Below are 12,324 nucleotides of genomic sequence, written 5' to 3'. Positions count from 1 at the left end.
AACTCGCGATGAAAAAGATATTTTATATACCCGTTTTTGTAATGCTTTTGCTTAGCTGGGGCTGTAATGACGACGAATTTTTGAACCGGCCGCCGACCAATATTTTAACCGAAGAGCAGGTTTGGGGTGATGAGGGCCAGGTGCTGTCCCTGCTGGGGAATTTATACAACCGTTATGTCGATCTTGGCAATTTCCGCGATTTTGAGCGGCCAGGCCTGGATAATCTTACGGGTTGGACGCGTGTAGCGGATTTCAATGAGGCATTCTGGTCGGAATCGGGCCGTTATAAAGAGTTCCAGAATAGTGGCTGGGACCTCAACACCTGGTCGATCTGGGATTACGGTTACATTCGGGAGATGAATCTATTCATTCAAAAATGTGAGGCGGCTGAAAAGTTATCACCAGAGGTTAAAGACCGTTACCTGGCAGAAGCGAGGTTCCTCCGCGCTTCCTATTATTTTGAGCTGGTAAAGCGCATGGGCGGCGTTCCATTGATTTTGGAACCGATGACTTACGATTTCAGCGGCGATCCTACTTACCTGCAACATGCAAGGGCGAAGGAGTCGGAAATTTACGATTTTGTGATTAAGGAGGCAGACGAGATCAAAACAAAGCTTCCTGCCAATGCAGCTGAAAAATCGAGGGTTACGCAGGCCGCTGTGCTCGCTATGCAGGCGAGGGCTGCGCTTTATGCCGGTTCATTGGCCAAATACGGTGTAAATACGCCTTCCGTTTCATTGCCAGGAGGCGAAGTAGGGATTCCGGCCACACTGGCCACAGGTTATTACACCAAAGCATTAAATGCAGCCAAAGAAATCATTAGCGGAAGCGTTGGGACTTATTCTCTTTACAACAAAAAGCCTGATCTCTCGGAAAATTTTGCCAGCATTTTCTATGACAAGGCCAACAACCCCGAGGTGATCTTCGCGGACGATTATAAGCTGCAAAGCGGCAAAGTGCATTATTTTACAGGCTCGAACCAGCCTCGCTACGGCGCAGAAGAGGAAGAAGGCGGCAGGATTAACCCGTCGCTGAACTTCGTGGAAGCATTTGAAAAACTGGACAATACTTTTGCCCGCATTCCCACAACGAATGCAGCCGGCGCGCCTTTATATTATGCCAATCAAACGGACATTTTTGAGGGGCGCGACGCAAGACTTGGCGGGACGGTCATGTTGCCCGGGACGACATTCAAAGGAAGAACAGTTGACATTTGGGCCGGTTTTCAGCTCGCAAATGGTTCCATCGTAAGCGGCGATGACCGTGGCGCGCAAAAAACATTGCCCGGAAAAACCGTTCCCGAACAAGTTGTAGGATTTGACGGTCCCATCGACGGTTTTGAATTCACTGCGCAAACCGGTTTTTACCTGCGCAAATATCTGGACCCGGTGGTGGGATCGGGGCAGCGCGGGGTGAACAGCGAAGTCTGGTTTATCCGTTACCGATATGCCGAGGTGCTTTTGAATGCAGCAGAGGCTGCTTTTGAACTGGGACAACCTGCCGCCGCAGCCGGATACATGAACCAGGTGCGTGCAAGAGCAGGACTGGTAAAACCACTCGTTGCGGCAGAAATCACATTTGATCGCGTTGCGCACGAGCGTCGCGTGGAGCTCGCTTTTGAAGGACATTACCATTATGACATTCAGCGCTGGAGAATTGCCCATATCATTATGGACGGCAATGCAATCAGCGCAGCGGACCTCTCAAAAGACCTTGGAAAAGCAACCAAAAGAAATACGCAACCCTGGGCTTTGTGGTCTTACAAAGTGTATGAGCCAGGATCTCCTAATAATGGTAAATGGATTTATAAACCTGTGAAATTGAGCCGTGTAACCGGAGCCGACCGTTTTCAGTTGGGGAATTATTATTCTCTGATCACAGACGAGGTAATCAACAACAATCCGAAGATCATCCGGAACCCAAATCACTAGGCAATCACATTCAAAAAGATCAGATATTATGAAAATCAGATTTCATTTTATACCACTTCTGGCACTGCTCGTCCTTGTCGCATCGTGCGGAAAAGACAACTTTACGGAGCCAAAATCTACATTATCAGGCCAGATCGTGTACAAGGGCGAGCCCATTGGCGTGGAATATAATCAGGTAAGGCTTCAACTTTGGCAACCGGGTTTCGGCAAGCTGGCGGCCATTGATGCACAGGTTGACCAGGACGGTTCCTACTCCGCATTGCTTTTTAACGGTAAATATAAAATGGTTGTACCAAAAGGAAGAGGGCCTTTTAAAACGCTGGAAAAAGATGCTGCCGCCAAAGACACATTGTTTGTAACACTGGAAGGCAACCAGCAGGTGGATTTGGAAGTGATGCCTTACTACATGATCCGGACGCCGCAGTTTGCGGGAGCTGAAAACAAGGTTACAGCAACATTAAAACTAGAAAAGATTATTACCGATGCCAGCGCAAAAGGCATTGAACGCGTGTCACTATTTATCAATAAAACAGAATTCGTTTCACGGGCGACCAATGTCAGCGTAACGGATATAGCAGGCGCAGACATCAAAAACCTGAATGCGATCACTGTCGAAACGGAAATTCCTGCATTGGTTCCAACCCAGAAATACGTGTTTGCAAGAGTCGGCGTGAAGATTAAGGATGTTGAGGATATGATTTTTTCACCAGTTCAGAAAGTGGAGTTCTGATAATGGCTTCAAGTGAATTTAAAACAGCATAGTTAATGAGGAATTACAGTTTGGTGTTGCTTGCCGCGTTATTCATATTAGGGTGTGCCAAAAGTAAAATAAGCTCTTCCGGGTCAAAAACCAGTTCGTCGCAAGGTAGAAGAGCAGAAGTGCTGTTCCTCGGACATACCAGCAAACACCACGATTCCGGGAAATATGCCCCCTGGCTCTCAGTAAAACTGTTCAAAAGCGGGATCAACATGACTTACACGGTTGATCTCAGCGATATCAGTACCGAGAATCTGAAAAAATACGACGGCCTGATCATTTACGCCAACCATGATTCACTCCCGCCTGCACAGGAAAGTGCAATGAAAGCCTTTGTCGAAGGAGGCAAAGGTCTAATTCCGCTGCATTCCGCTTCCGGCTGTTTCAGGAATTCAAGTTGGTATATCAAAACGATCGGCGGCCAGTTTGCTTCTCACAAAACAGGCAGTTTCAAAAACACAGTCCTCAAACCGGATCATCCCATTATGCAGGGCATTACGGATTTTGAAACGTGGGACGAAACTTATGTGCACAAAAACCTGAACCCGGACAAAACGGTTATAGGCGAGCGCGTCGAAGGCGATGTGCACGAGCCTTACACATGGGTGCGCAATGAAGGAAAAGGACGTGTTTTTTACACCGCATATGGTCACGAAGACAGCACCTGGACGAACAAAGGATTTCTGGATTTAGTTAGAAATGGCGTTTTGTGGGCAGTGGGGGACAATGTAAAGGAAGAGATTGCAGCATTGAAATTGCCTGATGTGGACATTTACCAGTCTGATACAATTGCCCATTATACCAAACGGCATGTTGTTCCAAAGATGCAGGAATCGCTTTCACCGTCGGAATCCAATAAGCTAACGCAGGTCCCGGCTGACTTTGAAATACAACTTTTTGCAGCTGAACCGGACATTACCAACCCCATTGCCATGGCATGGGACGAAAGAGGGCGTTTATGGGTCGTGGAATCGGTGGATTATCCCAATACATTCAAAGAAACAGACGGAGCAGCCAATGACCGTATCAAAATTTGTGAAGACACGAATGGTGATGGAAAAGCAGACAAATTCACTGTTTTCGCAGACAAGCTGAACATTCCTACCAGCATGGTTTTCTCAAATGGTGGGATCATTGTTTCCATGGCGCCGGATTTCGTTTTCATGAAAGATACCAATGGCGATGATGTGGCGGATGTGCGTGAAGTGATCATTACAGGCTGGGGCAAAAACGATACGCACGCCGGACCTTCCAATCTTCAATATGGATTTGACAACAAAATCTGGGGAGTGCTTGGCTATTCTGGTTTCAAGGGCACGATCAATGATAAGAGGATGAGTTTCTCGCAAGGAGTTTACCATTTCAAACCGGATGGGAAAGAGTTCGCTTACCTTGGAAGCAGCAGCAATAATACGTGGGGATTGGGGGTGACGGAGGATAACAATGTGTTCCTATCAACCGCTAATAACACGCACAGCGCCTTTTATTCCATGCCTGGCCAGTATATGCAACGGACCATTGGCGATGACGATGCGGCTGCTGTGTTATCCGTACAAAAGATAGACGGACATTATGACGCACACTCGCTGACACCCAATTTACGGCAAGTTGACGTAGTAGGAGGGTTCACCTCCGCTGCCGGGCACCATTTTTACACGGCAAGAAGTTTCCCCAAAGAATATTGGAACCGCATTGCATTTGTATCAGAACCGACGATCCGTCTGGTGCATAAGGCAATCCTGGAACCGGATGGAGCAGGTTTTAAGGAAAAAGACGGCTGGAATTTTATGGCCAGTTCGGACGAATGGTTCGGTCCCGTACAAGCCGAAACCGGCCCGGATGGAGCGGTTTGGATCGCCGATTGGTACAACTTCATTATTCAGCACAATGTGTTCGTGCCGGCGCAATCTCCCGCCGAATTCATTATGCCATTCAAAGAACAGCCTCACGGACCTGGAAATGCATTCAGCAGTCCTATGCGCGACCTGAATCATGGTCGGATTTACAGGGTTATTTATAAAAACGGCAAAAAAACGCCTCCCATGAAATTGTCGAAAGAAGATCTGCCTGGACTTGTGGCGGCATTGGAAAACGACAACATGTTCTGGCGCATGACCGCGCAGCGTCTTTTGGTTGAATCAAAAAAGCTGTCCGTCGTTCCTGACTTGTACAAAATCATTAACAATCCCAAAGTGGACGAAATAGGATTGAACAGTCCGGCTGTTCATGCCTTGTGGACATTGCACGGGTTAGGTGTTTTGGATGGTTCAAATGTTGAGGCCTTACAAGTTGTTAACAAAGCACTGACGCACCCTGCGGCAGGCGTTCGGAAAGCGGCTGCAAGCGTTTTACCAAAGAATGAGCAAAGTTTTGAAATACTTCAAAAAAGTATGAAAGACGCCAATCTGAACACACGCCTGAGTGTTTTCGTCGCTTTGATCGAACTGCCTTCTTCTGAAAAAGTAGGCGAAGCAGTTTATGAAGCAGCATTGGATGAACAAAATGCAAAAGATCCATGGCTTTCCAAAGCATTGTTGGCAGCCGCTATTAGCCATGAAAAAGGATTTTTGGCTGCTTCCCAAAAGCAATCGCCGAAATCTAAATTTACCGAGCAAGTCACGACGGCGCTTTACAAAGAAGTGTATCCGCTGGGCCGCAGGAATACACTGCAGTTCCCGCCTGACGTGTCTGGCAAAGAGATTACCATTAGAGCCAGCGTAACCAAAGCAAAAGACAAAGTATTACAAGGTTTTATCGCAGGCCAAGGAGGAAAAGACGGAGGTTATGCATTGTACATTCAGGATGGAAAGCTCGTCATGGCTGTAAAACAGCACGGTATGGTTAGCCAGGCAGTAACCACCGGGCCGCTTCCGGATAAGTTTGACGTGGTGGCCAGTTTGACGAAAGCAGGAGAAATTACTATCGCAATAGATGGAAAGGAAGCTGCAAAAGGGAAAGCGCATATGCTGTTTGCAACGCCGCTCAGCAATACGGTTCGCACCGGGGAGGACATGGAAGGCGAGGATAAAATAGGTTCTTATGAAGGCAAATTCGGGTTTGTCGGTAATTTTCAAAAGGCATCATTAGAATTAAACCGACCATCGGAAGGGAATTCCGCGGCTACGGAAACTGAAAAATCCACTCAGACCAATGCTGCAAAGTCATCCAATGCAACGGTCATTGAGCTGAAAGTGGAAAAGGAAATAATGCAGTATGACAAGAAGCTGATTACTGCAAAAGCCGGACAAAAAGTAGTTATTAATCTCGAAAATCCGGATGGTATGCAGCATAATTTGCTCATTATCAAGCCCGGAACATTGCAAAAAGTTGGTCAGGCGGCAGACGAAATGCTAAGGGACCCCAAAGCTGCTGAGAAGCAGTATGTTCCGAAAATTGCGGAGGTTTTGTATTCAACCAAACTCGTGAACTCCGGCGAGACCGTAACACTTGAATTTACTGTTCCCAACGAGCCCGGTGACTATCCTTATGTATGTACATTCCCTGGCCACTGGCGCGGAATGAACGGAATTTTAAGGGTAGTTAAATAAAACAAAAGGCCTTTTAAGCCCAGAAGCTAAACTTTTAATTTCTTCCAAATGACAAATTCATTTTTAAAAATTGCCTTCACCTTTATGCTGCTGCTCACTTTTGTAGCGGCAAATGCAGAGAACGGCGTTGATAAGCCAATTAAAAAGGCAATTCGTGTTCTGCTGGTAGGCGGCGGTTCTTCCCACGATTTTGATAAATGGTATAAAGGGACAGACGTGGAAACGCTGCAAAAAGATGGGTTTGCGACCGTTGAATACACGAGCGATCCAACCACCATTCTACCCAAATTAAAAGACATTGACGTGTTACTCCTGGCCAATAATCAACCCATTGCCGACGACGCAACGCGGAAAGCCATATTTGCATTCGTTGATGCAGGCAAAGGCCTTGTACTCGCGCACCCCGCACTTTGGTACAATTGGAAAGACTGGCCGGAATACAACCAGAAACTCGTGGGCGGAGGCTCAAAAGGACATGATAAATACGGTCCCTTCGACGTTACGATCACCAAGAAGCATCCCGTGACGAAGAATGTGCCGGAAACATTTCATCTGGACGATGAGCTATATTACCAGATTCCGGACCAATCGGGAACGCCGATAGAAGTTTTGGCAACCGCAAAAGCAGCCACTTCGGACAAAGTTTTTCCAAGCATTTTCATTGTGAAATATCCCAAAGGAAAAGTCGTAGGGATCGCATTGGGGCATGATGCAGCCTCGCACACCATTGCTCCTTATCAGACTATTCTGCGAAATGCTGTTCAATGGGCGTCCGGCCAATAATCCTGTTGCTCCGGATCGGAGGCTAAAAAACAAATAACCACTTCCCCCGGGTTTCAACCCTGGGATTTAAACAAAAATAAAAATGAGTCAGAAGCAAATCACAGTCGTTATCGTTGGAATGGGTTTTGGAAAAGAGTTTATTCCCATCTACCAAAGTCACCCGAACATTAAAGCCGTAGGAATTTGTACGCGCAGCAAAGAAACCCGTGATGAACTGACTGCTAAATTCAATCTGGACCCTAGCCTGGTTTTTGAACATTTCGAAGATGTTCCGAAGAGAGAAGATGTAGACGCGATCCACGTGGTAACACCGGTTCCAGAGCACGCGAAAATGACATTAGCATCATTGAATGCCGGAAAACATACCGCCTGCACCATTCCTATGGCCATGACCGTAGAGGACTGCACGGCAATCGTGGAAGCAAAGCGCCGTTCCGGGAAAGTGTACATGATGATGGAAACTGCCCTTTACACGCGTGAGTTTTTATATGGTTTGAAACTTGCTGAGGCGGGTGAACTGGGACGCATTCAGTTTGTTCGCGGCTCGCACATTCAGGATATGAGCATGGAAGGCTGGGGCGAATATTGGAAAGGTTACCCGCCCATGTTGAACGGAACGCACGCGATTTCTCCACTTTTAAAAATCAATAACACCATTGCTGAAACGGTTGTATGTCATGGATCAGGTAGATTGAGCGAAGATCTGGCCAGTCGTTATGGCTCCCCGTTTGCTGTTGAAACTGCCACATTTACATTAAAAAACTCAGATGTGGTTGCAGAAGCGACACGTTCCTTATTTGATGTAGTGCGCCAGTATCGGGAAAGTTACGATGTATATGGGACCAAAATGTCTTTTGAATGGGAGCAGTTACAGGATGAAAGTCATATCATTTTTGACGGCGGTGAAAATGCAAAACGCATTGATGTTCCCGATACAGACGAACTTTTGATCGAACCGATCAAACATTTCACCAAACGCGAGAAAATAGACGATCCGAATCATGTATCCTTCCTGCAGGGAGCCGGCCACGGTGGATCTCACCCGCATTTGGTGCAGGAATTTGTAGCCGCAATCGTTGAAGGCCGCGATTCCGCAGTCGATGCGGCGCTGGCAGCGAATTACACCTGCGCCGGTATTTGCGCACACGAATCAGCCATGAAAGGCGGCGTACGGGTTAATGTGCCTAGTTTTGAGTAAATGTCAGGCTGACATTATGGAGTTAATTTATCAGTAACCGACTTTCAAATGTTATTCGGAGCAAGCACTTTTATTTGGGTTTCCCCATTCTCAACGCAGAACATTGACCTGCTTACCAAGGTAAAAAACATGGGCTATGACATTATTGAAATAGCCGTTGAAGACACAAACATTATAGATTGGGATACAATTAAAACCGTTGCGCACGACCTGGATTTGAAGATCACGGTCAGCGGAGCTTTTGGGCCGGAACGTGACATTTCCAGCACCGAACCTCTGCATCGCGAGCTAGGAAAACAATACATTATCGACTGCATTAAAATTGCACAAAACGTAGGAAGCCCCATCTTCGGGGGGCCGGTTTATTCCGCCGTTGGAAAGACCAGGATCGTTTCCGACGAACAGAAAAAACAGGAACGCGCGTGGTGTATTGAAACATTGGTTGAAATTGGAAAAATAGCAGCTGACCATGGCGTTGTCGTTGGTTTAGAGCCCCTTAACCGCTTTGAAACAGACATGGTCAACACGGTAGATCAGGCACTCTCGATTGTGCAGGAAGTTTCCAGCCCCAATCTGAAAATTGTTCTTGACACATTCCATTCCAACATTGAAGAAAAGGACATTCCGGCATCTGTTCGAAAAATCGGGAAAGACTTGCTATGTCATGTTCAAGGCAACGAAAGCGACCGCGGAACACCGGGGACAGGGCATTTGGAATGGGAGGGAATCCGGGATGCGCTGGTGGAAATCGGTTATGATGGCGCTGTTGTAATTGAAACTTTCGGTCAGCCTTCAAAAGAGCTTGCGCGTGCGGCGTGCATCTGGCGTCCGCTTGCTAATAGTGCCGACGAACTGGCCGAAGAAGGCTTGGCCTTTTATAAAAAAATGTTTTCTTAAAATTTCAAAGTATGCGTAAAGTCCTGTCGTTCCTTTTTGTCTTATCCAATATGCTTGCTTATGGTCAAATCCCGGTTGATTTGACTGGTTTTGATAAAAAGAAGGGAGTTAAGCTTACAAACGAAGGCAATTTGCTGCACGTGGAATGGCCCGCGGGAAATGCAGAATCCGGAAAAATTATCATTGATCTGAGCAAAGGTCAGCCTGTTATCAGCAGTTTGGTGATCGGGAAAAATAATGCTTACAAAACCATCGCAAAAAACCTGGATCCCGCCATTATTCTTACAGTCGGCAAGCGCGACCTTGTTTCGCAAAACGGTTGGAATATTTTCTTTGATAAAACGGCCTATCTGCCTTATAAAACTTACCCTGTAAAGATGGATAAAACCGGGGTGAAAGTTGTAAGTTCCGGCTCTCACACGGAGATTATCGTCTCAGGCGCAACGGGAGGACCTTTTTCAGGCTCGTATAATTTTACCCTTTACAATGGCAGCCCGTTAATGAACGTTGCTGCTGTAATGGCCACCGATGTGGATTCGCTGGCGGTGGTTTATGATGCCGGACTAGTAAGTCCCGGACTGGTAAGTCCCGGACTGGTAAGTCAGCAATCGCCATGGGAGAATCTGTTTTGGTCTGATACAGAGAGCAATGTTCGGAATTTGAGGGTTGCGAAGATGGACACGGCACATATGATGGCTGTGAAATACCGAACAATTGTCGGTGAAGGGAAGGAGGGAAGCTTAGCCGTTTTTCCAGCGCCGCACCAATTTTTTTACCCGCTCGACAACGCTTATAACCTGGAACATATTTGGTATGGCAACAATTACAGGAATCAGTTTGCCGGTTTCGGCATAGGCCTCCGTCATGATTTGCTGGGCGACCGCCGCTGGGTTCCCTGGTTCAATGCGCCCCCTAAAACACAGCAGCGATTCAATTTCTTTTGCTTGTTAAGCGCTGAAAAAGATGGTAAAGTGCTCGAAAAAGTGAAAGCTTTTACGCACAACGACACTTATGAACCTTTGCCAGGCTATTATACTATGTCCAGCCACTTTCATCAGGAGCATGTGGACGAGGTGCTTACGCGCAGGCCCATTCCTGAAATGCCAGGTTTTGTAAAGGCATTCCGGAATACAGGCGTCAACATTGTCCATCTCGGAGAATTTCACGGCCCGGGAAGTCCGCGTGGACCCGAAGCGAAACGCTGGCCGGAATTGAAAATGATGTTTGACGAATGTAAACGTCTTTCCGACGGAAATTTCCTGCTTTTACCGGGCGAAGAGCCTAACAATTTTTTTGGGGGACATTGGATGAATATTTTTCCAAAACCCGTCTACTGGTTAATGTCGCGGGAAAAAAGTCAACCTTTTGTTGAAGAAAATTCAACCTACGGCAAGCTTTACCGCATTGGAAATAAGGATGAAATGTTAAAACTGCTCGAACTGGAAAAGGGTCTCGCCTGGACTGCCCATGCGAGAACAAAAGGTTCAACGGGCTTTCCAGATAAATATAAAGATGAAGCATTCTATAAATCGGACCGTTTTTTGGGAGCAGCCTGGAAAGCAATGCCAGCGGATTTGTCTCAACCAAAATTAGGCAAACGCGTGCTGGACCTGATGGACGATATGGCCAATTGGGGACAGAAGAAATATGTGATCGCAGAGGCAGACCTGTTTCGGATAGAGCCAAATTATGAGCTTTATGGGCATTTGAATGTTAATTACATGCAATTGGAACAAATGCCGAAGTTTGAAGACGGCTGGCAACCTTTGCTGGACGCCATGGAAAAGGGCAAATTTTTTGTTTCAACGGGTGAAATCTTGCTGCCATCATTCACTATTAATAATGTAACGTCCGGTGAGACCACGAAAGTGGATGCCAAAGGGAATGTCGAGATCAAATTGAATGCAAAATGGACGTTCCCGCTGAACCATGCAGAAGTAATTTCTGGCGATGGGAAAGAGGTTTTCCATGATGTGATTAATCTGAATGACACGGAGGCATTCGGAGAAAAGTCGTTTACTTTTACCAAAAATCTGAAAAACAGAAAATGGGTGCGGGTTGAAGTTTGGGACGTTGCTGCCAATGGCGCATTTACACAAATTATCTGGCTTGAATAGGCCGGCTTTCTACAAATGTTTTTGAGCAAATGAATAAAATACTTTTTGCAGTTTTTGGCGTTATCGCATTGACTGATCCGGCCTTTTGCCAAACCGCCGAGAAACAGGTTGTCACTGAAAAGTCAAGTTATCAAAACCCTGTCTTCGAACCGATTTTAGCCGATCCTACGGTTGTTAAAGCAGAGGACGGCTGGTTTTACGCCTATGGAACAATGGATGATTGGGGCGATGGCAAAGGCGCACATTTGATCCCGGTGGTCCGTTCGAAAGATCTTGTGAAATGGGATTTTGTCAAAGATGCGTTTCTCAAAAAACCTTCCTGGAAAGAAAAAGGCGGCATCTGGGCTCCTGATGTGGTAAAGGTGAACGGGAAATACTATATGTATTACGCATATTCAACCTGGGGCGATTCAAATCCGGGCGTTGGGCTGGCAGTGGCGGATTCGGCGGCTGGACCATTCAATGATCTGGGAAAGCTGTTTTTAAGTGATGAAGTCAATGTACCAAATTCCATTGACCCGTTTTACATGGAAGCCGAAGGCAAAAAATACGTTTTCTGGGGAAGTTACAGCAATGCGCCTACCCAAGGCACTTATGGTGTTGAACTGTCGGCTGATGGCAAAACGGTTCCGGATCTTTCCAAAAAATTCAAGATTGCAGCCGGGGATTTCGAAGCGGTGATGATCCAGAAAAAAGGCGATTACTATTACTTCTTCGGTTCCCGGGAAAATTGCTGTGATGGCGCCAAAAGCAGATATCATATCCGGGTCGGTCGTTCGAAGAATGTTACCGGGCCGTATTTGGATAAAGACGGAAAAGATTTAAAGGAACGTAACACAGGATCGACGTTGATCCAACCCAACGAAAAATACGCGGGAACGGGTCACAATGCAAGACTAATAACCGATAATGCAGGAACCGACTGGCTGCTTTATCATGCCATCGACAGAAGCAAACCAACTGTTTCCACAGGTGCAAACCGTCGCGTTTTAATGCTAGATAAAGTAACCTGGAAAGACAACTGGCCAGAAATTCTCAATGCGCAGCCAAGTATAGAAAAGACGGCTGCACCTCTTTTAAAATAGTTATAATT

Annotated in this window: 8 protein-coding genes; all 8 read left to right on the top strand. The window is 46.6% G+C overall.

Features of this window, described 5'->3' with window-relative positions:
- Positions 1 to 8: 8 nt before the first annotated feature.
- Positions 9 to 1,931, top strand: coding sequence for a RagB/SusD family nutrient uptake outer membrane protein (locus tag B5X68_RS06055; RefSeq protein WP_082213711.1), 1,923 nt, complete (start codon positions 9 to 11; stop codon positions 1,929 to 1,931).
- A gap of 28 nt (positions 1,932 to 1,959) precedes the next feature.
- On the top strand, positions 1,960 to 2,661 hold the full coding sequence (locus B5X68_RS06050) for a DUF3823 domain-containing protein (protein ID WP_229208297.1): 702 nt from the start codon (positions 1,960 to 1,962) through the stop codon (positions 2,659 to 2,661).
- A gap of 35 nt (positions 2,662 to 2,696) precedes the next feature.
- Complete coding sequence (locus B5X68_RS06045) at positions 2,697 to 6,236, top strand: PVC-type heme-binding CxxCH protein (RefSeq protein ID WP_082213710.1); 3,540 nt, start codon at positions 2,697 to 2,699, stop codon at positions 6,234 to 6,236.
- Positions 6,237 to 6,284: 48 nt separating this feature from the next.
- Positions 6,285 to 7,019, top strand: a complete 735-nt coding sequence (locus tag B5X68_RS06040) for a ThuA domain-containing protein (RefSeq protein WP_082213709.1) — start codon at positions 6,285 to 6,287, stop codon at positions 7,017 to 7,019.
- An 82-nt stretch (positions 7,020 to 7,101) separates the two neighbouring features.
- Positions 7,102 to 8,217 (top strand): Gfo/Idh/MocA family protein, encoded by a 1,116-nt coding sequence (locus tag B5X68_RS06035; protein WP_082213708.1) that lies wholly within the window; start codon positions 7,102 to 7,104, stop codon positions 8,215 to 8,217.
- Positions 8,218 to 8,265: 48 nt separating this feature from the next.
- Positions 8,266 to 9,114 (top strand): sugar phosphate isomerase/epimerase family protein, encoded by an 849-nt coding sequence (locus tag B5X68_RS06030; RefSeq protein WP_082213707.1) that lies wholly within the window; start codon positions 8,266 to 8,268, stop codon positions 9,112 to 9,114.
- Positions 9,115 to 9,125: 11 nt separating this feature from the next.
- Complete coding sequence (locus B5X68_RS06025) at positions 9,126 to 11,231, top strand: CehA/McbA family metallohydrolase domain-containing protein (protein ID WP_082213706.1); 2,106 nt, start codon at positions 9,126 to 9,128, stop codon at positions 11,229 to 11,231.
- Between the two features lie 29 nt (positions 11,232 to 11,260).
- Positions 11,261 to 12,316: a family 43 glycosylhydrolase gene (locus tag B5X68_RS06020; RefSeq protein ID WP_082213705.1), complete on the top strand. Its 1,056-nt coding sequence runs from the start codon at positions 11,261 to 11,263 to the stop codon at positions 12,314 to 12,316.
- Positions 12,317 to 12,324 lie beyond the last annotated feature (8 nt).

Source organism: Dyadobacter psychrophilus, from assembly GCF_900167945.1.
Lineage (GTDB): Bacteria > Bacteroidota > Bacteroidia > Cytophagales > Spirosomataceae > Dyadobacter > Dyadobacter psychrophilus.
Note: the sequence above shows the minus strand (reverse complement) of the source record. Positions and strands in the feature narration are given on the sequence as shown.

Excerpts from the sequence above, each read along its gene's own strand:
- B5X68_RS06055 (WP_082213711.1), top strand. The coding sequence starts at position 9 with ATGAAAAAGATATTTTATATACCCGTTTTTGTAATGCTTTTGCTTAGC.
- B5X68_RS06050 (WP_229208297.1), top strand. The coding sequence starts at position 1,960 with ATGAAAATCAGATTTCATTTTATACCACTTCTGGCACTGCTCGTCCTT.
- B5X68_RS06045 (WP_082213710.1), top strand. The coding sequence starts at position 2,697 with ATGAGGAATTACAGTTTGGTGTTGCTTGCCGCGTTATTCATATTAGGG.
- B5X68_RS06040 (WP_082213709.1), top strand. The coding sequence starts at position 6,285 with ATGACAAATTCATTTTTAAAAATTGCCTTCACCTTTATGCTGCTGCTC.
- B5X68_RS06035 (WP_082213708.1), top strand. The coding sequence starts at position 7,102 with ATGAGTCAGAAGCAAATCACAGTCGTTATCGTTGGAATGGGTTTTGGA.
- B5X68_RS06030 (WP_082213707.1), top strand. The coding sequence starts at position 8,266 with ATGTTATTCGGAGCAAGCACTTTTATTTGGGTTTCCCCATTCTCAACG.
- B5X68_RS06025 (WP_082213706.1), top strand. The coding sequence starts at position 9,126 with ATGCGTAAAGTCCTGTCGTTCCTTTTTGTCTTATCCAATATGCTTGCT.
- B5X68_RS06020 (WP_082213705.1), top strand. The coding sequence starts at position 11,261 with ATGAATAAAATACTTTTTGCAGTTTTTGGCGTTATCGCATTGACTGAT.